20 protein-coding genes are annotated in these 23566 nt (G+C 50.4%); 14 read left to right on the top strand and 6 right to left on the bottom strand.

From position 1 onward, the window contains the following. Positions 1–297 precede the first annotated feature (297 nt). A complete protein-coding gene (locus tag ACSHSR_RS20890) occupies positions 298–1146 on the top strand; it encodes a PfkB family carbohydrate kinase (protein ID WP_208123938.1) in 849 nt (282 codons plus the stop codon). Between the two features lie 331 nt (positions 1147–1477). Here ACSHSR_RS20890 and ACSHSR_RS20885 read toward each other — a convergent pair whose 3' ends face one another. The 4 genes from ACSHSR_RS20885 to ACSHSR_RS20870 form a co-directional block, all read right to left on the bottom strand. Beyond that, positions 1478–2785 (bottom strand): ATP-binding protein, encoded by a 1308-nt coding sequence (locus ACSHSR_RS20885; protein WP_109247484.1) that lies wholly within the window; start codon positions 2783–2785, stop codon positions 1478–1480. Next, positions 2785–3480 carry a response regulator gene (locus tag ACSHSR_RS20880; protein ID WP_025888873.1) on the bottom strand — a complete coding sequence of 232 codons (696 nt, stop codon included), beginning with the start codon at positions 3478–3480 and terminating at the stop codon, positions 2785–2787. The genes ACSHSR_RS20885 and ACSHSR_RS20880 overlap by 1 nt, the downstream gene beginning before the upstream one ends. A gap of 113 nt (positions 3481–3593) precedes the next feature. Then, positions 3594–4049: a CC0125/CC1285 family lipoprotein gene (locus ACSHSR_RS20875; RefSeq protein WP_044735471.1), complete on the bottom strand. Its 456-nt coding sequence runs from the start codon at positions 4047–4049 to the stop codon at positions 3594–3596. A 15-nt stretch (positions 4050–4064) separates the two neighbouring features. Continuing rightward, the gene (locus tag ACSHSR_RS20870) at positions 4065–4853 is read right to left on the bottom strand and encodes a MipA/OmpV family protein (RefSeq protein ID WP_044735470.1); all 789 of its coding nucleotides are present in this window, start codon (positions 4851–4853) and stop codon (positions 4065–4067) included. A gap of 147 nt (positions 4854–5000) precedes the next feature. Here ACSHSR_RS20870 and ACSHSR_RS20865 point away from each other — a divergent pair, with 147 nt between their 5' ends. Genes ACSHSR_RS20865 through ACSHSR_RS20855 form a run of 3 tightly spaced genes read left to right on the top strand, consistent with a single transcriptional unit; the run spans position 5001 to position 6589 of the window. Further along, positions 5001–5705, top strand: coding sequence for an MOSC domain-containing protein (locus ACSHSR_RS20865; RefSeq protein ID WP_144226956.1), 705 nt, complete (start codon positions 5001–5003; stop codon positions 5703–5705). A gap of 18 nt (positions 5706–5723) precedes the next feature. Beyond that, positions 5724–6059 (top strand): DUF4870 domain-containing protein, encoded by a 336-nt coding sequence (locus ACSHSR_RS20860; protein WP_037436274.1) that lies wholly within the window; start codon positions 5724–5726, stop codon positions 6057–6059. A 47-nt stretch (positions 6060–6106) separates the two neighbouring features. Then, positions 6107–6589, top strand: a complete 483-nt coding sequence (locus ACSHSR_RS20855) for a hypothetical protein (RefSeq protein ID WP_144158165.1) — start codon at positions 6107–6109, stop codon at positions 6587–6589. Here the strand turns inward: ACSHSR_RS20855 and ACSHSR_RS20850 are convergent. Both ACSHSR_RS20850 and rsmD read right to left on the bottom strand, forming a co-directional pair. Continuing rightward, positions 6580–6882, bottom strand: coding sequence for a DUF1145 domain-containing protein (locus ACSHSR_RS20850; RefSeq protein ID WP_044735467.1), 303 nt, complete (start codon positions 6880–6882; stop codon positions 6580–6582). The two genes, ACSHSR_RS20855 and ACSHSR_RS20850, sit on opposite strands and share 10 nt — an antisense overlap. After that, positions 6879–7466: a 16S rRNA (guanine(966)-N(2))-methyltransferase RsmD gene (rsmD, locus tag ACSHSR_RS20845; protein ID WP_025009234.1), complete on the bottom strand. Its 588-nt coding sequence runs from the start codon at positions 7464–7466 to the stop codon at positions 6879–6881. The genes ACSHSR_RS20850 and rsmD overlap by 4 nt, the downstream gene beginning before the upstream one ends. Positions 7467–7691: 225 nt before the next feature. Between rsmD and ftsY the strand changes: the two genes are divergently transcribed. The 10 genes from ftsY (at position 7692) to ACSHSR_RS20795 (ending at position 23538) form a co-directional block, all read left to right on the top strand. Next, entirely contained in the window at positions 7692–9218 is a 1527-nt protein-coding gene (gene ftsY, locus ACSHSR_RS20840) for a signal recognition particle-docking protein FtsY (protein ID WP_479631119.1), read from the top strand. 3 nt (positions 9219–9221) lie between these two features. Beyond that, a complete protein-coding gene (gene ftsE / locus ACSHSR_RS20835) occupies positions 9222–9914 on the top strand; it encodes a cell division ATP-binding protein FtsE (RefSeq protein WP_479631118.1) in 693 nt (230 codons plus the stop codon). Positions 9915–9917: 3 nt separating this feature from the next. Beyond that, the gene (gene ftsX / locus ACSHSR_RS20830) at positions 9918–10883 is read left to right on the top strand and encodes a permease-like cell division protein FtsX (protein WP_479631117.1); all 966 of its coding nucleotides are present in this window, start codon (positions 9918–9920) and stop codon (positions 10881–10883) included. A gap of 171 nt (positions 10884–11054) precedes the next feature. Continuing rightward, positions 11055–11912, top strand: a complete 858-nt coding sequence (gene rpoH / locus ACSHSR_RS20825; RefSeq protein WP_028780766.1) for an RNA polymerase sigma factor RpoH — start codon at positions 11055–11057, stop codon at positions 11910–11912. Positions 11913–12121: 209 nt separating this feature from the next. Continuing rightward, positions 12122–14296, top strand: coding sequence for a catalase/peroxidase HPI (katG, locus tag ACSHSR_RS20820; RefSeq protein ID WP_062793414.1), 2175 nt, complete (start codon positions 12122–12124; stop codon positions 14294–14296). A 414-nt stretch (positions 14297–14710) separates the two neighbouring features. After that, on the top strand, positions 14711–16867 hold the full coding sequence (locus ACSHSR_RS20815; protein ID WP_479631116.1) for a hypothetical protein: 2157 nt from the start codon (positions 14711–14713) through the stop codon (positions 16865–16867). Positions 16868–16877: 10 nt separating this feature from the next. Further along, positions 16878–18809, top strand: a complete 1932-nt coding sequence (locus ACSHSR_RS20810; protein WP_107005808.1) for a toxin-antitoxin system YwqK family antitoxin — start codon at positions 16878–16880, stop codon at positions 18807–18809. A 207-nt stretch (positions 18810–19016) separates the two neighbouring features. Then, positions 19017–19364 carry a hypothetical protein gene (locus ACSHSR_RS20805; RefSeq protein WP_107005807.1) on the top strand — a complete coding sequence of 116 codons (348 nt, stop codon included), beginning with the start codon at positions 19017–19019 and terminating at the stop codon, positions 19362–19364. A 477-nt stretch (positions 19365–19841) separates the two neighbouring features. Next, on the top strand, positions 19842–22079 hold the full coding sequence (locus ACSHSR_RS20800; RefSeq protein ID WP_107005806.1) for a type I secretion system permease/ATPase: 2238 nt from the start codon (positions 19842–19844) through the stop codon (positions 22077–22079). Next, entirely contained in the window at positions 22072–23538 is a 1467-nt protein-coding gene (locus ACSHSR_RS20795) for an HlyD family type I secretion periplasmic adaptor subunit (protein ID WP_107005805.1), read from the top strand. The genes ACSHSR_RS20800 and ACSHSR_RS20795 overlap by 8 nt, the downstream gene beginning before the upstream one ends. The last annotated feature ends 28 nt before the right edge of the window (positions 23539–23566 follow it).

The raw sequence follows: 23566 nt of genomic DNA, 5'->3' as shown, positions 1-23566 counted from the left end.
AAAAAGTCTGAATGGTGAAATTTTCCGCGAATATAGGAGTCTGTAGCGCTCGGGTAAAGTGAGTTTATTTTGTTGTCTTGGAAAGAAAATTTCACCAAAGTCTGGATGTTTAATAGTCTGTTTTAACTTTGAATAAATGTAAATAAAAACTCGCTTGAACGGCAATTTTTGCTGAGTTAAAACGGTGTTTTTAGCCGTTTGGCAATATCACCTCTTGTGGCCTTTGTTGTTGGCTGCGCTGCATTTAGTGTTTGCCCTGGGGTAAGATGGGGTCATTCGTTTCTGTGGACTATTTCTATGGCCAAGATTTTGCTCGTTGCCAACCTTAACTGTGACCGAATCTTATTGCTGGATAAACCCTTGCGTACCGGAGGTAGATTCCATTATCAGGATGGTGGCCAACGCTTGGGTGGTGGTGGCGCCAACACTGGCATAGGGCTGGAATGGGCCGGTCATAATGTGGCTCTGGTCAGTCAGGTTGGGCGAGACGAGATGGGCGATTGGCTGCTGGCCGAAGCCAGTACCCAAGGGCTGGATTGTCGCAGGGTGCAGCGGCGAGCAGGCAATACCTGTGAAATGTTGTTGGTGATGACCCCGGATGGCGAGCGCACCATTATCCGGCCGCAGCGGCCGATATTTGAATTGCCGGCGCCGCCCAAGTGGTCGCAGTGGGATGCGCTCTATATCAACTCCTCTGCCGAAGGGGCGGTCAGTTGGGCGCGAACCGCGCTGGAACACACTCTGGTGGTGGCACAATTGGCCAAAGATGACAGGCCAAGACCCTGCCATGTATTGCTGTCTTCGATAACCGATATGCAAGGGCGCAGCGAGCTCAGCCCCTGGCAGTTTGGGCGTCAGATAGCCGGTGATGCACTTAAATACTTTATTGTGACTCAAGGCGAGCAGGGCGCGGTGTTATACCAGGAGAGTGGTGAGACGCTGATAGCGGCGGTTCCGGCGAAAGTGGTGGATACCACGGGGGCCGGTGATGCCTTTGCCGCCGGGCTTATCCATGGTTTGGTATCGGGAATGGCAGTGGAACAGGCCATGAAGGAAGCCGCTCAGTGGGCGGCTTTCGCGGTTGCCTCGGAAACCTCGATTCCGGGAGACGCCTTACGTCAGTACCTGCAAGCACAGCAGAATTGAGCTTGTCATAAAAATCCCGCATCAGTGTCATGCCGCCGTCATCAAGTGGGCTTAATCTTGCTGGCGATCTTTGGTTAGAGCTCAAGGGCTCTTCGGGTTTCTCCCTTCTTGTTTATTTATGTGCTAACTGGCTTGCCCTGCTCTTGAAGCAGGGCTTTTTTAATCCTGTTGCCCAAGGTTCGAGGCGATTGTCATCCCGCTGTCGCCTCTGTGTCATGAATGCGTCACCTAATAGCCCCAATATGTGCAGCGAGTCTTCTTTATGGCGCTGTGATTCGCCCGCTGATTCCCAACTGGTTTGCTGGTGCCCCGTTTCTTAACGGGGCTTTTTTTATCTGTTTTGGCAGCTTGTTGCCGGTCTGGGTAACCAGATATCGAAACTCGGGCCACCGCTTGCTGTGTCGCTGACGCTAATGTCCCCACAGTGCTGGCGAATGATCTGGGCACTGATGGCCAATCCCAGGCCGTGACCGCCGCTGCCGCGATCCCGTGATTTGTCTATGCGAACGAAGGGATCAAAAATGCGCTGTTTATCTTCATCCTGGATCCCTGGGCCATCGTTGGCAATATGCAGCCAGATCCTGTCAGTGTCGCCGCTGAGCCTTATGCTGACGCTTTGGCTGGCATAGCGGTAGCCGTTGCGGATGATATTGCTGACAGCTCTATGCCAGAGGCGCAGATCTACCATGGCCTCCAGTGGTTCTACCTTGGTGAGTTCAAGGGCGATATCGGTTTCAAACTGCAGGTGGGCAATCAACTCCTGCAGCGCGGTATCCAATGATTGGCAGCTCAATTGTAATGGCGCCTGACGTCGCTCCATTCTGGCGTATTGCAGCAACTCGTCCACCATGGTGCCGAGTTCATCCAGGTCCTGATGTATGCCTTCCAGATAAGACATTTGCTCCGGGCGCACGCCGGAATCGTCCAGCATGTCCAGATTGCAACGGATCCTGAATATAGGTGTACGCACTTCATGGGCAACGGCATTGGTGAGTTGTTTGTTGCTGTCGATGAGTTTGGCTATCTTGTCAGCCATTTGATTGAATGACTGGTTCAGGTGTCCCACCTTGTGCCAAACACCTGTCTTGGCCCGTACTTTGAAATCTCCATTGGCAAAGGCACTGTGAACCCTTTCCAAGCGGCGCAGACGCCGGGCCAACAGGTAGAGCAGTACAAAGTTGATAAAAGCCAACACGGGAAACAGCACCCAGAGGGCAACGGATTCTTTGAAATAGTATTCCTGCCAGAAAGGAGCGGACTCATCACGGCTGATGGCATACACCTTATCTGAACCCTGGAACATGATATAGGAGATATCCTCTTCCATGTCTTTGACGTAATGCCGGTTGTCTCTCAGGATCTGTTTTTCTTCAGCCGACAGCTCGGCCGAGTCCAAAGAGATGACCCTCAGCTGTTTGTGCACGTTGCCTAGCACCTGCTCAAGTGAGGCCTCGGCACTGGCAACACCCTTGGCGGCCGAGATTTCAGACAACAGCTGGCTCAGTGACATATTGGTGCGGTCCAGATAGTCGCTTTCCCACTCATCGGAGGAAAAGAAGTCCAACTGAAAGACAAAAATGATGGAGGTGAAAAACAGAAACACCAGCACCAGATAGGAGAAGATAAACAGGCGCTTCATTACCACCTATCCGGCACAAATAGATAACCCTTGCCCCTTACTGTGATTATCTTGCGTGGCAAGCTGGGGTTGTCGCCTAATTTTTTACGCAAAATCACTACCTTGTTATCTATGCTGCGGTCTATTCCGTCGTACTCTATGCCGCGGGTTTCTTTGACCAGAAACTCCCGCGACAGTATTTCATCCGGGTGTGAGCTCAGCAGCCACAACAGGTCGAATTCGGCAGCGGTGAGGTTGACCTCTGCCTGACTGACGGCGCAGAACTTGCGGGCATTGTCCAGATAGAGTTCACCAAACTGACGTTCACGGTTGCTCTCTGTGACCGCGCTTTCCTGCCGTCTCAGTAACATGCGGATCCTGGCCAGCAGTACCCTGGGCTGAATAGGTTTATTGACAAAGTCATCGGCGCCCATCTCCAGAGCTGCCACTTGATCCATGTCATCTTCACTGGCGGTGAGGATCAGTATCTTGCCTTGGTATTGGGCCCGGATTTCACGGCAGATACTCAAGCCATCGTTTCCCGGCAACATAAGATCCAGGATCACCAGCTCAGGTTGACGCTCGAGTATTTGCTGGCAGGCACAGTTGCCATCGTCTATCCGCTCTACATCGAAATGTTGGTTCCTGAGGTAATTGGTCAGAAGGTCACTGATCTTATTGTCGTCTTCTACGAGTGTTATGCGAGTGTTTGCCATTTCCTGCCGATAAGCTTGTGGATCAAGATAAAGCAAAATTAGCACCCCGATTACATAAGTGACAATTTGATTGGCATAAAGGGGGACTCAGTCACCCCTTTACCAGTGACCATTCAGTCTTTAACGCTGACATTACTGAGAATATAGCTGACTTCATAAACCCGGGTGCCTGGATTTTCCGGCTTCTGGTTCAGGCCGGTGACTTCCACTATCACTGAGGTTTCCCTCTCAATCGAGTTGGAGCCCCAGAGCCAGCTATTGTCATTGCGACCCACACCAAAAGTATTCACCGCATCCCTGTTGGTTTGTTCGCTGTCCAGGGTGAAGAAGGCAAATCCCCCTTGCTGGCTCAACTCTGCCGCTTTGCGCAGAATGTATTTGCGGGCCAGGGCCCTGTCAGTGTTGTTATTGCCGACAAAACTTATTTGCCAGGCATTTGAGGCAATTTGGGTTGTCTCAAAGCCTTTGCCAAAGGTCCAGAAGGATTTCTGGGTGTCATAAGGGGTAGCACAGCCACTGACCACTATGGCTAAGCCTGCGGCAAGCAAGAGGTTTTTAAGCGATTTCATCCAAGGACCTCAGATTCAGAAGTAATAAGTCAGTGCCAGGTTGGCGTTCCACTGCTGTTTGCCATCAACAATCGGCGAGTCGGCAATGGCGGAATCCAGGTAGCTGTAGTTGCTGCTTTGGCTGAGTTCGAGATGTTCCCCCAGAGGCACAATCAGCTTGTAACCTGCGTTGTAGGTGAAGGCTTTGCCCGGTTGGTAGGCCTTATGCTGCTTATTGGCTTCAGCCTTGCTGACTCCGAAGTAGTACTGGGTAAAGTCACTGCTCAGGTAGCTGACGCCGGCGTAGGGAACGACACTGCCCCAGCCCAGGTTCAGTGGTACGGCGTAACGGACCTGGCCGATAAAGCCGTTGTATCTGTTGGTTACGTCATGTTGTACCGAGGTGGACAGAGTACCGAATCCCAGTTGGGTATCCAGGTTGATACCCAGATCGCCACTCAGTTTACGTTCATGGATGCCGCCAAGCGCTGCCGCGTCTGAGTCTTTCAAGGCAATACCCGGACTACCCAGGTACACACTCAGGTTGAACAGATCTTTATCATTGCCGAAGAAACGGTAGTTGATATTGGCCAGTGAGGCGTTGAAGTCCTTGCCGTTATAACCCAGGTTACCGAAGGGACGCAGCTTGGAATCGACGCCTTGATAGAGTTCGCTGCCCTGATAGGCACCGGCAGAGACAAAGAAACTGTTTTCATGGCTGTAAATCTGGCCATTACGGATATAAACGTCAGTGTTGTCCGCCAAGGCGGCACTGCTTACTGCAGCCCCAACAAGGGCCAGGGCGCTGAATCTGAATGCTTTCATATTACTTCTCCTGAATACATAAGAAATCCCTGGTATTGTCCTCGGCGTCACGGCCATACAATAGCGCCGCTTTGTATGGAAATGTCCGTGATCTGTCCCGTAAGCTTGGAGTATGATCGGGCTTTGGCACCCGAAGGGAGACGTAACGTGACCAAGTGTTTGATTGACAAGATTTCTGGGCTGTATGCCGGTGATGAGCAGACATTCAGGGACAAGCTGGCAAGCGGGATAGATAACAAGTCTCGGATGGAGACGCTGGAGGTTTTCGGCGACAGGGTTGCGGGTGATGCCCAGGCGGATCCAAAACATCATGGCGGCCCGGATAGGGTACTGCATCATTTCCCTCGCGAGCACTATGGCCACTACCGGCGCATGGGACTGATAACTTCGGGGCAGGATGCACCTGCCATGGGAGAAAACATCAGCAGTGTTGGCCTGACCGAGGCGGATATTCATATCGGCGATATCCTCAGCTTTGGCGAAGTCGAGCTGCAGGTCACCCAACCACGTTCCCCCTGTTTTAAGCTCAATCACCAATATGGCCAGCGGGACTTTGCCCTTGCCATGCAGCAAACGGGTATGTCAGGTTGGTTCTATCGGGTGCTGAAGCCTGGCATCATAAGCTGTCAGGATGCCCTGATACTGAAACAAAGGCGTACCGATATCAGTGTTGCCGAGGCGATGAAGCTGTATTTTCGCCCCGAATTTGATGCGGCCGCCTATGACAGGCTGCTCAGTTGTGAAGGTTTGGCGGCCAGCTGGGTTGGCAGCTTGCAGCGCCGACTGGAGCGGGGCAGCATAGAAGACTGGCAGATGCGCCTCTATGGCCCGGATAGTTTGGCTTTGAACTGAAAAAAGTTAGGAAACAACATGGAAAAGCAGGAAAGAGACATGGGAATGTTGGTGCACCTGGCGAGCTTTGCCGGTTACCTGATCCCTTTCGGCACTATCTTGGGGCCGTTGATCGTTTGGTTGATGAAACGGGAAGAGTTTGAATTTGTCGACGTTTGCGGCCGTAATTGCCTGAACTTCAAAATCAGTATGATCATTTACACCATCATCAGCCTGATCCTGATCTTTGTTGGCATAGGTTTGGTGCTGGTGGCTGTACTGGCAATTTTCGATGTGGTGGTGACCATAGTCGCAGCGGTCAAGGCCAGTGAGGGCGTGGAATACAAGTACCCCTTGGCAATCAAATTCCTGTGATCCCGGGCCATCCATAGGATGGCCTTGTTGCTGACAGCGGAGGAGCAATGCGAGCCTTTTTATCCGGTATCAATAACTTTTGGGTCGGTCTGGTGTTCGGGTTGTCACTGCCGCTGTTGTTAATCGTGCTGACGCTGAGCGTGACCCTTTATCAACTCACTGACTTTGCCAATGATGTTGCCATAACTCCTCTGTATCAGCGTGGAGAGCAGACTTTGGCGCGGGTCGACCAGCTGCTGGTGACTCTGGATCAACGACTCAGTGATGACGACCCAGGTTTATTGGCACCATTGAAGCAAATAGAGTTGTTGCCTGAGCTTAAGTTGTTGGCTCTCAGCGTTGCCAAGTTACAGGTTGAAGAGAACCAACCGGCTCTCTCTGCTGTGAAGGCTGAGCTGGCGACTCAACTCGATGCATCCCTTAAGCAAAGGTTTGCGGCAGCCGAGGCTGAAGCCCTGAGCCAGCATTTGCAGCAAATTCTGGAAATATTGGCCAAGGGTAAAGAGGCGCCTTTGCCGCCTCAATCCTGAGTGTTTGCCGAGGTTTCTGCAGCCAGTTGACTCAGCGCTCGTTGGCGGTAATCCAGCAAGGCAAACACCCCGAATAGAAAGGCGTTGAGATAGTCTTTAGCCTTGAGCGGCAACAACTGACAAAATATCGTGTGAAATATCAGCACCTGCAGCCCATGCATCATGGCGGTTACCCCGAGAAGTATGGTGAGTATCACGCCGATATTGCCTTCAAACGGGCTGAACAGGTTGAAAAACATCAACACCCAAGCCAATAGGGTCGCCAGTTTTCCCAACACTAATACGGCTTTCATGACTCTATTCCTCCCGGGAAGCGATACAGGCGGTAGCTGACCTGGCCGGCCTGCTTCTCTTTCAATGCCTCCCAGTCGGCCGGTATCGGCAACTGCTGCAATTCTGATTCCACTTCGAGATAGATAAGGGCGCCTGGGTTGAGCCATTGATGCCGGGCCAGCAGGGTTAGGGTTTGCTCGGCCAGTCCCTTGCGAAAAGGGGGATCGATAAACACGATATCGAAACGGCGATCGGCAGGGCGCGCCAAACCGGCCAATACATCGCCGTTGATGACCTCGGCACTGTCGCATTTTAGGGTTTGCAGATTCTGCTGCAGTTGCTGAGCGGCGGTTTTTTGCAGCTCATAGACTCTGGCAAAAGCGGCATAGCGGGACAGGGCTTCCAATGCCAGGGCGCCACTGCCACCGAAACAGTCCAACACCGAGCTGCCACTGAGTTCACCTGCCAGCCAGTTAAAAAGAGTTTCCCGCACTCTGTCTGTGGTTGGCCTCAGGCCTTCCAGATCCTGGATGGGTAATTTTCTCGAGCGCCATTGGCCTGCGATAATACGAACCTGACCGCTGCCCGGTCTATTTTTGGCCATCTTGCCCCCGTGATTTTGCCTGAAGAAAGAAAGTGGTAGACTATGCCACCTTAAAAGCGTCGCTATTTTATAACAAACTCAGCCGAAAAGGTGAGATGAAGCTAAAGCCCTTTATCGCTCGGGAATGCCCATAACAGGCCCCGCTGCTCCAGGGAAATAGTTGCGACCTCAAGCGGGAGCCCGGCTCCTGAAGATCCCCCACGATGTTGAGCACTGGTAGCACTGATGGCAAAGAAAGGTTTTTTTTCCTGGTTTCGTAAAGACAAAAGTAATGACGAAGCCGAGCAGGCGGCCAAACTCGCCGAACAACAAGCCGCAGAAGCCGCGGCCGAGGCCGAACGTTTAGCTGCTGAAAAGGCGCAGGCTGAACAAGCCGAAGCTGATCGTCTGGCGACTGAAAAGGCGCAGGCAGAACAGGCCGAAGCCGAGCGTATTGCTGCTGAAAAGGCACAGGCAGAACAGGCAGAAGCCGAGCGTATTGCTGCTGAAAAGGCGCAGGCCGAGCGGGCTGAAGCCGAACGTCTGGCTGCTGAAAAGGCAGAAGCCGAGCAGGCAGAAGCCGAGCGTATTGCTGCTGAAAAGGCGCAGGCTGAACAGGCAGAAGCCGAGCGTATTGCTGCTGAAAAGGCGCAGGCAGAACAGGCAGAAGCCGAGCGTATTGCTGCTGAAAAGGCGCAGGCCGAGCGGGCTGAAGCCGAACGTCTGGCTGCTGAAAAGGCACAGGCAGAACAGGCCGAAGCCGAGCGTATTGCTGCTGAGAAAGCGCAGGCCGAACAGGCTGCCGAAGAAGCTCAACCTGAGCCACAGGCAAAACCTGTTAAAGAGGGCTTCTTTGCCCGCCTCAAACGGGGGCTGATGCGTACCAGCGAAAATATCGGTAGCGGTTTTATCGGGCTGTTTCGCGGTAAAAAGATTGATGATGACCTGTTTGAAGAGCTGGAAGAGCAACTGCTTATTGCCGACGTTGGGGTGGAAACCACCAGTCGGTTGATCTCCAGCCTGACAGATCATGCTTCACGCAAGCAGCTCAAGGATGCTGAAGCCTTATATGAATTGCTGCAGCAAGAGATGCTGGCGACGCTGGAGCCTGTGAGTGTGCCTCTGGTTCCGGATAATGCCGCCGGGCCTTTCGTTATATTAATGGTGGGTGTCAACGGCGTTGGCAAGACCACTACCATAGGCAAGTTGGCCAAACAGTATCAGCGCGAAGGCAAGTCTGTCATGCTGGCAGCCGGTGATACCTTCCGCGCCGCTGCGGTTGAGCAGCTGCAGGTTTGGGGCCAGCGCAACGATATTCCTGTGATTGCCCAGCATACAGGTGCCGATAGCGCCTCTGTGCTGTTTGATGCCCTGCAGGCCGCCAAGGCCAGAAATGTCGATGTGTTGATTGCCGATACCGCAGGTCGTTTGCAGAACAAGAGCCATCTGATGGAAGAGCTGAAGAAGGTGGTTCGGGTGATGAAGAAACTGGATCCGGACGCTCCCCATGAAGTGATGCTGACCCTGGATGCCAGCACGGGCCAGAATGCCATCAGTCAGGCTCAGTTGTTCCAGGAGGCCGTCGGGGTTACCGGCATCAGTATCAGCAAGCTGGATGGTACCGCCAAAGGCGGAGTTATCTTTGCCATTGCCGATAAATTTGGTATTCCTATTCGTTACATAGGCGTGGGAGAGCAGATAGACGATCTGCGTACCTTCAATGCCAAAGACTTTATCGAAGCCCTGTTCAGTCAGGAGAAGACGGATAACTGATATATGATTCGATTTGAGCAGGTCAGCAAAATTTACGCCGGGGGCCAAAAGGCACTGTCTGATGTGAGTTTTCATCTTCAGCGGGGCGAAATGGCCTTCCTTACCGGGCATTCCGGGGCCGGTAAGAGTACCTTGCTCAAATTGATCACTGTTATCGAGCGCGCCAGTGCCGGCCGGGTATGGATCAACGGTCATGATATTGCCGGTATCAAGCGTGGCCATGTGCCTTACCTGCGCCGCGATATTGGGATGATCTTCCAAAGCCACCATCTATTGATGGATCGCAGCGTGTTTGACAATGTGGCGCTGCCCTTGGTTATCGAAGGTTTTACCCTGGGGGAGATCCGCAAGCGGGTAGCCGGTGCTCTGGATATGGTGGGGCTCTATGGTAAAGAGCGCCATAATCCCATCATGCTTTCGGGCGGTGAGCAGCAGCGGGTAGGCATTGCCAGGGCGATAGTCAACAACCCCCCTCTATTGCTGGCCGATGAACCGACCGGTAACCTGGACCCTAAGCTGTCCATGGATATTCTCAGGCTGTTTGAAACCTTCAACGATGCGGGCACCAGCGTGCTGATTGCCACCCATGATCTCGGTCTTATCGCCAGAATGAAATACCGCACCCTAACCCTGAAGCAGGGGCGGATGATAGGTGGTGAAGAACTGGGGACCAGCCCCATGAGTGCTAAGGAATAAGCTATGTCTGCCCAGCCTTCATTGACCCGCAGTAAACTCCCGCTTTCCGGCCGGATAGTGATGTTCTTTATCCGCCATATACAGCATGCCATGGCCAGCATGGGGGAGTTGTGGCGCAACCCTATCTCATCGCTGATGACCATGGCTGTGCTGGGTGTCAGCCTGAGTTTGCCGGCCGCCTTGCAGGTGCTGGTAAAAAATGCCGAAACCATTACCCAATCCTGGAGCAGCGCGGCACAGATCTCCTTGTTTATTGAGGGGAACCGCTCAGAGCAGAGTATTCAGAGCCTGCTGGCACGGATAAAGGTCTACCCGGAAATAGACGAGGTCGACTATATCAATCGTGACGAGGCACTGGCGGAGTTCCAACAGCTGTCTGGTTTCGGCGAGGCGATCTCCTATCTGGAAAGCAACCCTTTGCCAGCGGTGATCAGCGTGATCCCCACCGAAAAGTATTCCAGCCCCGCAGGCGCCAGAGAGCTTTTGACCAAGCTGGAGCGTGAGCCTGAGGTGAGCTTTGGCCGTCTGGATATCGAGTGGCTGGAGCGCTTACAGGCGCTGGTGCGCTTGTTGGAACGTACCGTGCTGGCGTTGGCGGCACTGCTGATCCTGGCTGTGGTGCTGGTCATAGGTAACACGATTCGCTTGGCTATCATGAATCGGCGCAGTGAAATTGAGGTCATGAAGCTGGTCGGGGCCACGGAAGCCTTTATTCAGCGACCCTTTCTCTACACCGGCATCTGGTATGGTGTTATCGGCGGTATTCTCGCCTGGGTGATAATCAACCTCTTGGTCTGGTACCTGGATGGGGCGTTGGCCTCGCTTTTGGGCCTGTATGGCAGCCAACTTGAGATGCAGTCCCTGACCTTTGTTGAGCTGCTGCAGATGATGGCACTGGCGTCATTTTTGGGTTGGTTGGGGTCTTTCCTGTCGGTGCGCCAACACCTGCGAGCCATAGAACCTCACTGATGTAAAAATGAACTTATCTTCACTTGCATTGTCCTATTTTCGGGGTAAAAATAACCCCGGATGTTGGATACGGCGTTGACAATATATGTCAATTGACCGATAGTGCATCGGCTCATCAGCGTTTTTTTCGACCCGAAATGAGCATCAAAGCAGTAAGAAACAGGAGCGTGAATGACTGATCAAACGCAATCAATGGCACTGATGGTTCCCCAGGGGAGCAGCAGTCTCGAGGCCTATATCCATTCGGTAAACAGCATGACCATGCTGGACGCCGAGCAGGAGTATGAGCTGGCGAAGCGTTTGCAGGAAACCGGTGATCTGCAGGCGGCTAAGCAACTGATTATGTCGCACTTACGTTTTGTGGTGCATATTGCCCGCGGCTATGCGGGTTATGGTCTGCCACAGGCAGACCTGATCCAGGAAGGCAACATAGGCCTGATGAAGGCGGTCAAGCGTTTCGACCCTGATGTGGGTGTGCGTTTGGTGTCTTTCGCCGTGCACTGGATCAAGGCTGAAATTCATGAATATGTGCTGAAGAACTGGCGCATAGTTAAAGTCGCCACCACCAAGGCACAGCGTAAGTTGTTCTTCAACCTGCGTAAGGCCAAGAAACGTCTGGGTTGGTTCAGCGATGAAGAGGTCACTATGGTGGCGGAGAATCTTGGCGTATCCAAACAGGATGTGACCGAGATGGAGTCGCGAATGGCGGCGCAGGATCCGGCCTTTGACCTGACCAATGATCACGATGATGATCATGACTTTGCCCCGGCGCTTTATCTGGAAGACCATTCTTCCGACTTGGCGGCCCAGGTAGAAAATGACAACTGGGAATCCAATGCCCAGAACAAGCTGTTGTCGGCGATCAAGACCTTGGATGAGCGCAGCCAGCACATTCTGCGGGCCCGTTGGTTGGACGATGAAAAGACCACACTGCAGGAGCTGGCCGATACCTATCAGGTGTCTGCCGAGCGGATCCGTCAGTTGGAGAAAAACGCCATGAACAAGCTCAAGGCTTGTATGGACGTATAACGCAGTCAGCGAACTATTTTGCAAAACCCGCCTTCTGGCGGGTTTTTTTGTTTTCGGCCGAGGATGTGCCGGGTAAACCATACAAATTATATGGTTAAGAAATGCTTAACGGATTAGATATATACTCCTTGTTCGAGTATAAAAATTAGTCAGCGTATGATGTGAGAGTAAGTCTACTGTAATGCTTGTACCAATATGGAGATAACACTATGACCGGAAGTAAGCCCTTGGGCAAATGTCCAGTAATGCACGGCGCCAACACATCCATAGAGCAAGACATCATGAAGTGGTGGCCCAAGTCGCTCAAGCTCGACATCCTCAGCCAGCACGACAACAAGACCAATCCCATGGATCCCGATTTCAACTATGCCGAAGCGTTTGCCAAATTGGACTATGCCGGCCTGAAAGCCGATCTTAGGGCACTGATGACCACGAGCCAGGACTGGTGGCCGGCAGATTGGGGCCACTATGGCGCCATGATGGTGCGCATGGCCTGGCATGCGGCCGGTTCTTACCGCATTGAAGATGGCCGCGGCGGTGCAGGTACCGGCAATCAGCGTTTCGCCCCTCTCAATAGTTGGCCGGATAACGTCAACACAGACAAGGCTCGGCGTCTGCTATGGCCTATCAAGAAGAAGTACGGTAACAAGATTTCCTGGGCAGACCTGATCATTCTCGCCGGTACAGTCGCTTATGAAACCATGGGGCTGAAAACTTTCGGCTTTGCCGCCGGACGGGAAGATATCTGGCATCCGGAAAAGGATACCTATTGGGGCTCGGAGGAGGAGTGGCTGGCCACCAGTGATGGCCCCAACAGCCGCTATTCCGGGGAGCGCGAGTTGGAAAACCCATTGGCAGCCGTGATGATGGGGCTTATTTACGTCAACCCTGAAGGGGTTGATGGCAATCCGGATCCGCTGAAGACGGCCAAGGACATGCGGGAAACTTTCAAACGCATGGCAATGAATGATGAAGAAACCGTGGCGCTGACCGCAGGTGGCCACACTGTGGGTAAGTGTCACGGCAATGGCCGCGCCGAAAATCTCAGCCCGGAGCCGGAAGCGGCCGGCTTGGAAGAGCAGGGACTGGGCTGGCTAAACCACAAGAGCCGGGGCATTGGCCGCGATACTGTGGTCAGTGGCATTGAAGGGGCTTGGACAACCCATCCTACCCAGTGGGATAACGGTTTCTTCAAGATGCTGTTGCAGCATGAGTGGGAGCTGAAAAAGAGTCCAGCCGGTGCCTGGCAGTGGGAGCCTGTGGATATCAAAGAGCAAGACAAGCCTGTGGATGTGGAAGACCCGTCCATACGCCACAATCCCATAATGACAGATGCCGATATGGCGCTTAAGGTCGACCCTGAATATCGTAAGATTGCCGAGCGTTTTGCCCAGGATCAACAGTATTTCAGTGAGGTGTTTGCCAGGGCTTGGTTCAAGCTGACCCACAGAGACCTGGGGCCAAGAAGTCGCTATCTTGGGCCGGATGTGCCGACAGAAGAGCTTATTTGGCAAGACCCAATCCCTAAAGTCGACTACAGCCTGACTGCCAAGGATGTCGCCGACCTCAAGACAGAGATCCTGGCCTCAGGGCTGAGTGTGGCCGAGTTGGTGGCTACCGCCTGGGACAGCGCCCGCACCTTCCGCGGCTCTGACTACCGTGGTGGCGCCAACGGCGCGCGTATCCGTCTGCAGCCGTGCTGCGACTGGCATGGCAATGAGCCGAAGCGGCTGCAAAAAGTACTCAAGGTGTTGGAGGCTATCCAGTCAGGTTGCGGTAAGGAGATCAGCCTGGCCGACCTGATAGTGCTTGCGGGCAGCGCCGCAGTTGAGAAGGCCGCGAGGGATGCCGGGGTCAATATAGAGGTGCCATTCCTGCCGGGGCGCGGGGATGCAACCCAAGAGATGACGGATGTGGAATCGTTCGCCGTGCTTGAGCCTTTGCATGATGGCTTCAGAAATTATCTGCAGGCCGATTATCGGGTGACTCCCGAGCAACTCTTGCTGGATCGCAGCCAACTTATGGGGCTCACGGCCCCTGAAATGACAGTGCTCATAGGTGGTATGCGGGTGCTGGGTGCCAACTTCGAGGGGGCATTACAGGGCGTGTTTACCGACAGGGTCGGTGTTTTATCCAATGACTTCTTTGTCAATCTCACCGACATGCGCTATCAGTGGCGACCGGTTGCCGACAACCTCTACGAGATTGTTGAGCGTCACAGCGGCGCGGTTAAGTGGACCGCAACCCGAGTGGACTTGGTGCTTGGCTCCAACTCGATTTTACGTTCTTATGCGGAAGTCTATGCCCAGGATGACAACGGCGAAAAGTTTGTTCGGGACTTCGTCAAGGCCTGGGCCAAGGTGATGAATGCCGATCGCTTTTAACTGAGAGCCAATAGACAGTATATGCCCGAGAGACATCTGGGGGTTGGAGTAGTGCAGCGTATGTAGCTGTATAATTCCAACCCCAGTTTTTTTGGCGTTGTACGGACTTAAAAAGGCTGCAACCTGACGTCAGGGTGGAAATCTGCCGCAGGGAGCAGAAAACGCCGGTTGCAGTAAAACTATGAGTCAGCAAGACTCTAGCCGCAGGAAAGGGTTGGTTGCCTCAAATGAGGTGGGACTTATTGTGGATTTTTGGCTTGGCCTTAAATAGAGGCTTTTTCCCAAAGCTATTGGCGAATTTGCGACGTTTACCAGGCGAAATGGTTAAAGCCTGCGGGGATGGCAGCAGAATTGTGACTCAGGTTCTGGCATAATGCAGCGCTAATTTTTAAGTGTTCTTCTTCAAGGAATGAAATGAAGCAGTATCTTTCCCTCTTCGGCCTGTTATGGCTTTTGTCCGCATGCACCCCCAATTCCCATGTTGAATTTGACCCCAAAAAAGGCGATCAAGTTGATTACTGGGTACAGGCCAAAGCCACTATAGATATAGGTGGACGTCAATTTACTCAGGACAGCAACTCCCTGATGCGTTATGAGGTGATTGAGACCTCGCCGGCGCTAAAGCTGGAGCTGGTACCCAAGTACATGGCTATGTCAGGCGGCGGCCGGCCTTTCAGTAGCTTTGGCGCTACCGATGACAACCCTGAGCTGCAGAAGATGTTTTCCAAAGGCTTTGAAGTCACTCTGGATAACGACTCAGGAAAACTGCTGGCGTTTAAGGCCAAGGACGATGAAACCTGGCAAAAAATATTGGCACGCTCTGGCCCTGAGCTAATCAAACTTTTGGCCCCGGGAATGGATGCTCCCGGCGTGTTGCAGGAGATCCCTGCCAAAGAGGGTAGTAAGCTGACACTTGAGGGGTTCAACGGCCAGCAAGCCGAATTACTGGTTACCAAAGTGACTCCCGAAACCGTAGACACTGAGTTGACGGCCGAAAGTGATGATAGCCGCCTGTATGGGCATATGCGCCTGGCCCGCGATAGCGGCTGGTTGCAGAAAATGGTGTTGGTGCTGGAAACTAAAGTCGAACTCAGGGGCCGACAAGGCAGCAACCATATGTTGCTTGTCATGGAGCGTAAAGATCTGCTCGATCAAGTAGGTGACCTGAGCAATCGAATTGCCCCCGATTCTCTGGATAACTGGATTCCCATAGTGACCGCGCCGCCCAAACCTGTTGACGGGCAGGAGATCAGCGCCGAAGCCTTATTCCAATACGGCAAAGGAGCATATCGCGTCGAATCTAAACATCTCCAATTGGAGTTATTGCTCGCCGAGCATGAAAAAGAAGTTCTGGGAGAGATCACTTATCGAGACTTCAAGGCATTGGACGCCGAAGATAAACCCATTGAAATGGAGTTTGCCGTTCTAAGCCAATTTGGCCCCTATCAGCAAAATGACAAGCTAGTCACCAGTACCGCCATTGCACCTCTGGGCTGGAACCAGCGAAACCAGTTTGAAAAAATATCCTCCTTCAGCGCCATGGCAGATTTCATGCCACTCGAACTGGTATCGATTTCCGGCCAATGGCAGTCGGGACAAGAGCAGCAACTGGCGTTTGACGGCGGTATTGTCACCATTACACCGATAGCGCAGCAGCCAGATGAATATCAGCTGCATTTCAGCGGCACAGATGGCTATTTGTTGCCATTTTTTGATGGGCTTGAAGGTGAATACCGTTACCAGACGCCAGAAATTGGCCCCAAATGGCTCAATAGTTTGGATCGCAGCATACTATTTAGCGGCGAGAATGGGTTTAGGGTGAAGTTGACCAACCAGCCATCAGAGGTGACCTTCTTTGCTGTGAAGAAGCAGCAACAATCGAGCTTCAGCCGTGAGGTTAGCTGGGTAAGCCGCGAGGCCTTTGCTGCCGATTACACCCTGCCTCCAATGGATAAGAATTACCTTTACAATGACACCGGCGAAGACTCTGCCGATTTTGACCCTATGAGTTTCTCGACCCAGGCCGATACGCCGCAAGGTGCCAAGTTGACCCTGCCACAGGACTGGGCCAGTGTCTGCCAACTGCAGATAGAAGGCGATTTTAAACAAGGGCCGTCATCCTTGGTGTGGAAAGCGAAGTATGACAAATGGAAGCCTGCGCAACTCCAGTACCAACTGAGTACAGAAGATGGTCTTCGCCGTTATTTCTATGGCCTGGAAATACCCAGTCATCTGCATTGTGATGGACGCCCGGTATGGCAGCCAATTGACTATACCCCGAGTGAGCGCGCCTGGCTGGTGCCTATCGAAGTATTCGGTGAGCTGGATCTGCAGCAATCCACGCGGCAGTTCCTTCAGCAGTACCATCTCTATAATGCCGATGGCGTACAACTGCCTTTGCTGGATATACACGCTCACTATCTCAATACAGACCATGCGTCCCTGAGCGAAGCCGTTATGGAAGACAAATACCTAAGAGTTGCCGATAGAGTGGAGCGTATCAGCAAGCTCGAATATCAGGGCGAACCCCTGGATATTCGTTGGGTCAACAGTTTCCCGCCACTGCCTTAAGGACAAGAAAATGCGTGTATTGATATTACTTTGTTGCCTGATGAGCTGGATGGCCAGCGCCGAGACAGTGTGGTTGAATGATGATTGGCAAGTGGTCGACCGTGAGCAACAGGCCAGTTTTTATGTCAAAGATCCTCAAACTCAGGATCAACACGGTTGGCAAACCACCATCTATTATGTCGGCTCGGAGACCCCCAGATTCAAGGGCAGCTTTGCCAAGCCGGGTCTTTTCCAAAATGCTCTAGGTAGCTACCAGTTCTTTCACAATAACGGCAAGCTGTCTTCCGACGGCAACTATAACGGTAACAGCGAGATGGAAGGCCCAATCCGCTTCTATGATGAAGACGGCATCCTGACCATGGAGGCCAGTTTTGTTGATGGTAAGCAGCGGGGCACTCAGAAAAACTTCTACAGTAACGGTCAGTTAGAGGAAGTCTATGAGCAATTGGGCGACAAACGCGTCGGTAAAGACAGCCACTATTACCAGGATGGCAGTCTGCAGGCGCAACACTCGCTGGTCAATGGGTTGCCGGAAGGGGAGCAACTGGAGTACTACCCCGGGGGGCAACTGCGTGAGCGCAGCCTGTATCTGGCGGGTAAACTGACCGGTGAGCGCAAACGTTATCACCGCAATGGCGAGCTGTCTTACATTGATACCTTTGGCCCTAAAGGCCAGCAGGGTAAAGCCTATGAATACTGGGATACAGGCGCCAAAGAGGCCGAGTATGTTTATGTGGATGGCCAGCGGCAGGGGCCGGCCAAACGTTGGCACAAGAATGGGCAACTCAGTTGGGAAGGCAGTTACCTGCAGAATCGAGAACATGGGGAAAGCCGTCACTACGATGCACAGGGGCAACTGACTCGAGTTGAACATTATCAGCAGGGCAAGAAGGTGGGCGAGCAGCAAACCTTTTATGCCAATAGCTCGCAGCTGCAGCATTTAGAGCGCTTTGACAATCAAGGCCGATTGGTCTTTGAGCAAAAATTTGCCGTTGACGGCAGCAAGACCATGGAATTCAGCGCCCGTTTTGTCAAAGACAAGCAGATCCTCGACAGGCAATACTTTAAAGAGGGCAAGCTTAGCTCAAGAATGCAGCAGGATATGACCCGGGTGTGGACTCTGTTTCAGAAGTTTGATGCCAGTGGGGTTGTCATTGAACGCGAGGAGAAACTGAAAGGTAAGCGCGAGGGGCTGACTCTACAAAGTTATCAAGGGATTTGGGACGATGAGCCCTATATAGAAACCAGTTACTACAAGGAAGGTAAGCTCCATGGTGCCTATGAGAAGAAACTGGTTAGCGGCAAGCTGTTGGAGCAAGGCGAATACGCCAATGACAAAAAGGTGGGTACCTGGACCTACCTGGATGCCCGTAATCGCAGCACTGAAGCGTATGACAGCCAAGGGCGTCTGCATGGTGAGGTGAAAAAAATCCAGGTGCATGATGGTCAATTGTTGCAACTGGCACATTACCGGCACGGGCAGCTTGAAGGCGAATACCAGACCTATAATGAAAAAGGCGAGTTGCAAGCCAAAGGAAATTATAGTCAGGACAAACGGCATGGCCAGTGGCAGTACCAGGAGCCCTATGAAACCCAAGTGTCCCTCTGGCAAGGAGAGTACCATCACGGCAAAAAAGTCGGCACTTGGCTGGCCCACTCTGCAGCAGGTTATGAACTGGGGCGGGAGCAGTATGACGCCAAGGGGCAGGAACAAGGCAGCTTTTACTATTTCACCGAAGACGGCTTATTGAAAAAGGTTGCCCGTTATCAGGACGGGAAAGAACATGGTGATACCGTGTCTTACATCATGGGTAAACCCTACTATATCCAGATGTTCAAACACGGCGAGTTCTTGGGGAGTCGTGATGTCGATGACGATGAGTCGTCGAAGGGAGAGGGCGACTGCGATAACTCTACCTCATCGCTGCTGTTTGGTTGTTAATGGATATTTTATTGTTTAAAGAGTGAATCCGCTCATTGGTCTGGCGGTATTCCGCCGCCATAAATCTATGTTTAAGGCCGCATCTGCGGCCTTTTTTATGTTTAGGTAAGCCTGATCAGAAAATTCCGATGACAACAAGGATGTTTCTTAACGACCTTGTTTTCATGTCCCTATACAGTGCAACCAAGATCTCTTGGGGGACTGCTTATGGATTTCAGAACATACAGAGAGTTGGCGCTGACAGCCGAGCCAGGCTGGGGCATCGCGTTTCTGAAACAAAATAAGTATGAAGTTTACCATCAGACTCTTTACTGGCTGATGGATGCCGGTTTTCCTGTTCCACTAAGAGAACTGCGCATCGAACGCTTGGCCGGCTGCGACATTATCTGTTGCCGTATTCTCCCTTCTCGCCTGGAAAGATTTCTTGAAAAACAGGAAATCGCTCTTTACAAGAGCGACAAAGAAGCTCGCTGGGTATTACCCAATCCGATATCAGCCCCCCAATATCGACGTTGGCAGGCGTCAGTACTCTTGAACTCTCTCAAATGCCTTTGAGCTGCAACTTCGCTAAGTCATTATTATCTTCTTTGCTCTGACAACCGGTGATTTAAGTGCTTTCATCATCTAAACATAGTTTGAAAAAGTAGTAACAAATCTCATTGAGAAAAATATGATGCACCTTGTGAAAGTTGATGCTTGAAGTGGCTGCGAACATATGACTCAAGAAGGCATAAGTAGCAACCGTTCATTTGAATCGTTATTAGGTTTTCTAGAAATACTTTAGTTAGTTATATTTCAACTAGTACAATTCAGTTACTACAAATAGTAAATTCTTCATTGTTCAACCCGAAACCTATGCTCCGCAATGTTACCTAATTGTTATCGCTGCGTTTCATGAGTGTGTTATCAGCCTATTGACAAGGCTCCAACACTGTAAATGTTAATAGATATTTAATGATACATATCTTTACATTTAGTTGCTTGGTTATTATGATGTGAAATCTCAAGGACGAAAAAAGACTCAGGATTTAGATGTCGAGCCAATTTATCTCTGGTATTCATTGCCTTTCATTGATTGCCCGCTTTCACCATATCCCAGCGGATCCTAATTCATTAATTCGAGAATTTAAATGCAGTAAAGCTAATAAAGAAACTCCATCATTAGCTAATATTAATTTAATTCGAGCTGCTAGAAGTCTAAGCCTAAAAGCCAAGTTTATAAACGACACCCCTGATAAATTATCTGAACATGTGCTGCCGGCTGTAGGGCGTCATGTGGATGGTCACTTTTTTATTATTGCAAAAGTATCTGATGATAAAGTACTTGTACAAGATTTATCGAAATCTAATTCAGGTCTGGTCACTTACTCAAAAAGCGAAATAAATGAAATTTGGACTGGTGAATTACTTTTGCTGTCAAAACGGAGTTCATTGCTAAGCGGCGTGATGACAGATAGTGCTAAATTCGGATTCTCTTGGTTTGTTCCTGCGTTACTGAAATATAGAGGGTATTTCAGTGATGTCTTTATAGCATCATTTTTCATTCAGTTAGTCGGACTAGCTTCTCCTATCTTCTTTCAAGTTGTTATCGATAAAGTATTAGTACACAAAGGGATGACGACCTTAGATGTCCTCGCTTTCGGCTTCTTCATTGTGATCACATTTGAAGTGATTCTAACAGGCTTGAGAACCTATGTGTTTTCACATACTACTAACCGTGTAGATGTAGAATTAGGTAGTAAATTATATAAACACATGCTGTCATTGCCTGTGGCCTATTTCAATAGCCGCCGGGTAGGGGATACCGTAGCACGCGTGAAAGAACTCGATAGTGTCAGAGAGTTTCTAACAGGTTCATCATTGACAGTTGTACTGGATGTGTTCTTTAGTTTTGTTTTTTTTGGCGTAATGTTTTATTACGCTCCTTTGCTAACATGGATAATAGTTGGCACTATTCCATTTTACTTTACATTGTCACTCATCATCACACCGACCTTACGCAAATGTTTAAATGAGAAGTTCCAACGAAGTGCAGAAAACCATTCCTTTTTGGTTGAATCTGTAAACGGTGTAGAAACAATTAAAGCTATGGCGGTAGAGCCTCAACTTCGTAATAGCTGGGATGACAAGCTTGCTGACTACGTTAGTACTTCATTTAAGACTAGTAACTTGAGCAACATCTACAGTCAAATTGCCGCATATATCAACAAAATAAGTGGACTTCTAACACTATATTTTGGCTCCATAGCGGTAGTGTCTGGCGAATTAAGTATAGGCCAGTTTATCGCATTTAATATGCTTTCCCAGCGCGTCAGCGGACCTATAATGCGCTTAGTTAACCTGTGGCAGGATTTTCAACAAGCTAATATATCATTGCAAAGGTTGGGAGATGTACTGAACTCTCCATCTGAGCCAGGTTATAACCCAAACCGTGCAACGCTTCCTGACATAAAAGGGAAAATCGTATTTGATAATGTGCTATTCCGCTATTCACCTGATCGAACTCCTATACTAAACAATATCAGTTTCCAATGCCGCCCAGGAGAAGTGATAGGTATCGTTGGGCGTTCAGGCTCTGGAAAAAGTACCCTAACAAAGCTCATACAGCGATTGTATGTCCCAGAATCCGGTAAGGTTCTCATTGATGGCGTAGACCTTGCTGTGGTCGAACCTGCATGGCTACGAAGACAAGTGGGTGTGGTTTTACAAGAAAACTTTCTTTTCAATCTCAGTGTTAGGGAAAACATTGCACTTGTTGATCCTAGTATGCCGATGGAAAAGGTTATTAAAGCTGCTGAACTTAGTGGCGCTCATGAATTCATCGCAGAGTTGCCTGAAGGGTATGACACGGTGGTTGGTGAACAAGGCTCCTCATTGTCTGGGGGGCAACGTCAGCGAATTGCTATTGCAAGAGCATTGGTAACTGATCCAAAAATTTTGATTTTTGATGAGGCAACTAGTGCACTTGATTATGAGTCTGAAAGTATCATTCAAGCTAATATGCGGCGCATTAGCCAAGGTCGCACTGTATTTATCATTGCACACCGTCTCTCTGCTGTTAAAGACTCGAATCGGATTATGGTTCTCGATAAAGGGAGACTGGTTGAGCAAGGTAGCCATCAACAGTTGATTGAGCAAGCTGGCATATATGCTCAACTACATTCAATTCAAAATCATCATGGTGTTGGTATTGCTGCTAAGCCGGTAGGTCAAGCTCCGATTAATCCTATTGTTCAGAATAATGGGAAGATAGGAGGTCATAATGCCTAGTCACTCGGAGAACAATGCTGCTGAAGCTATCACTAAGCTCGAACACCGCAGACTAGAGCAACAGAAATTAGAGTTTTTACCTGCTGCTCTGGAGATTCAAGCCGCGCCGCCAGCTAGGTGGAGCCGACTTTTGTTACGTTGCATAGTAAGTTTAATAGTAGCGGTAATACTTTGGGCTTCATGGGCCGAGATAGACATTATTGCCACGGCACAGGGCAAAATAGTGCCAAGTGGTAAGGTCAAAATTATTCAGCCTTTAGATACTGGGGTAGTAAAGCATATTTTTATCAGAGAAGGTCAACACGTAAAAGCTGGTGATGATCTAATAGTGCTTGATGGCACCTCTAACCAAGCTGATGCAGACAGGCTTAAAAATGAATTACAAGGATATGTCGAAGACTTAGCACGTCAAAAAGCATTTTTAAATAGGCTGGGGAAAGCGGGTTTTAGTCATGACTCTGAGAGCATAGATACAACTGGTTCAAATGCCTCACAGCAAATATCAACTCTCACTACAGGTATCACTTCGATAGGCTCATTTGATGAGATAAACCCGTTGCCAGCTAACCAACTCCAATTGCTAGATAGTGCATGGCTGGAGCATTTATCTAAGTTAAATAGTATATCTAGTGACATTGCAAAACTTAAAGCAGAGAAAAAGTCTATCAGCATTGATGTCGGACGTATCGAAAAAACATTGCCTTTAGTTGTTGAGCGAGAGCGAAGTTACTACACGTTACTTGGAACGTCGGCCGTATCACGAAATCAATATCTTGAACTGAAGCAACAACGAATAGATCAAGAAGAATCCTTGTTGTTGCAGCGTGCCAAGCTTGAACAAGCCAGAGCTAGTATCGTATCCGTTGAACAAAATTACTTCGCGTATCTCTCTGAAACCCGCAGAAATGTTTTGCAAGAAATTAACCAGTTAACAAGGCAAGTAGAGAGCACTAGGCAAGAGTTAACCAAAGCTATCCGACTTACCGAGTTAAGAGTTTTAAAAGCTCCTGTCACCGGTGTTGTTGAAGAACTAGCGATAGCGACAATAGGTGGGGTTGTAACACCAGCCCAAGAGCTATTAAAGATTGTGCCTATTGGCCAGCATGGCAGTGTACAACTTGAAGTCGAAGCAGGATTACTCAACAAAGACATAGGATTCGTGCAAGTTGGGCAGACTGCAGAGATTAAAATTGAGAGTTTTCCGTTTACCAAATATGGCGTGATAGATGGTGAAGTAACTGATATTTCAGCCGACGCGAAAGAGTACGAACAGCTTGGTCTGTTGTATCCGCTTAAAGCATCTTTGGTAACAGATGAAATCAATGTTAATGGAAAGTGGGTTAAGCTGAAACCTGGCATGTCAGTTACTGTTGAGGTTAAAACAGGTACCCGCCGACTGATGGAGTTTTTATTAGCCCCTTTAATGCGAGGTGTGAGTGAAGGGGCGCGAGAGCGTTAGATTTCAGATAATAACATATAAGGGGTGA

This window comes from Shewanella sp. VK101, assembly GCF_056497865.1.
Note: the sequence above shows the minus strand (reverse complement) of the source record. Positions and strands in the feature narration are given on the sequence as shown.

What these genes read in the sequence shown, in the direction of transcription:
- ftsY (WP_479631119.1), top strand. Translation starts at nt 7,692, where the DNA reads ATGGCAAAGAAAGGTTTTTTTTCCTGGTTTCGTAAAGACAAAAGTAAT.
- ACSHSR_RS20795 (WP_107005805.1), top strand. Translation starts at nt 22,072, where the DNA reads ATGCCTAGTCACTCGGAGAACAATGCTGCTGAAGCTATCACTAAGCTC.
- rpoH (WP_028780766.1), top strand. Translation starts at nt 11,055, where the DNA reads ATGACTGATCAAACGCAATCAATGGCACTGATGGTTCCCCAGGGGAGC.
- ACSHSR_RS20860 (WP_037436274.1), top strand. Translation starts at nt 5,724, where the DNA reads ATGGAAAAGCAGGAAAGAGACATGGGAATGTTGGTGCACCTGGCGAGC.
- ftsX (WP_479631117.1), top strand. Translation starts at nt 9,918, where the DNA reads ATGTCTGCCCAGCCTTCATTGACCCGCAGTAAACTCCCGCTTTCCGGC.
- ACSHSR_RS20810 (WP_107005808.1), top strand. Translation starts at nt 16,878, where the DNA reads ATGCGTGTATTGATATTACTTTGTTGCCTGATGAGCTGGATGGCCAGC.
- ACSHSR_RS20815 (WP_479631116.1), top strand. Translation starts at nt 14,711, where the DNA reads ATGAAGCAGTATCTTTCCCTCTTCGGCCTGTTATGGCTTTTGTCCGCA.
- ACSHSR_RS20875 (WP_044735471.1), bottom strand. Translation starts at nt 4,049, where the DNA reads ATGAAATCGCTTAAAAACCTCTTGCTTGCCGCAGGCTTAGCCATAGTG.
- ACSHSR_RS20850 (WP_044735467.1), bottom strand. Translation starts at nt 6,882, where the DNA reads ATGAAAGCCGTATTAGTGTTGGGAAAACTGGCGACCCTATTGGCTTGG.
- ftsE (WP_479631118.1), top strand. Translation starts at nt 9,222, where the DNA reads ATGATTCGATTTGAGCAGGTCAGCAAAATTTACGCCGGGGGCCAAAAG.
- ACSHSR_RS20890 (WP_208123938.1), top strand. Translation starts at nt 298, where the DNA reads ATGGCCAAGATTTTGCTCGTTGCCAACCTTAACTGTGACCGAATCTTA.
- ACSHSR_RS20885 (WP_109247484.1), bottom strand. Translation starts at nt 2,785, where the DNA reads ATGAAGCGCCTGTTTATCTTCTCCTATCTGGTGCTGGTGTTTCTGTTT.
- ACSHSR_RS20880 (WP_025888873.1), bottom strand. Translation starts at nt 3,480, where the DNA reads ATGGCAAACACTCGCATAACACTCGTAGAAGACGACAATAAGATCAGT.
- ACSHSR_RS20870 (WP_044735470.1), bottom strand. Translation starts at nt 4,853, where the DNA reads ATGAAAGCATTCAGATTCAGCGCCCTGGCCCTTGTTGGGGCTGCAGTA.
- ACSHSR_RS20800 (WP_107005806.1), top strand. Translation starts at nt 19,842, where the DNA reads ATGTCGAGCCAATTTATCTCTGGTATTCATTGCCTTTCATTGATTGCC.
- ACSHSR_RS20855 (WP_144158165.1), top strand. Translation starts at nt 6,107, where the DNA reads ATGCGAGCCTTTTTATCCGGTATCAATAACTTTTGGGTCGGTCTGGTG.
- ACSHSR_RS20805 (WP_107005807.1), top strand. Translation starts at nt 19,017, where the DNA reads ATGGATTTCAGAACATACAGAGAGTTGGCGCTGACAGCCGAGCCAGGC.
- katG (WP_062793414.1), top strand. Translation starts at nt 12,122, where the DNA reads ATGACCGGAAGTAAGCCCTTGGGCAAATGTCCAGTAATGCACGGCGCC.
- rsmD (WP_025009234.1), bottom strand. Translation starts at nt 7,466, where the DNA reads ATGGCCAAAAATAGACCGGGCAGCGGTCAGGTTCGTATTATCGCAGGC.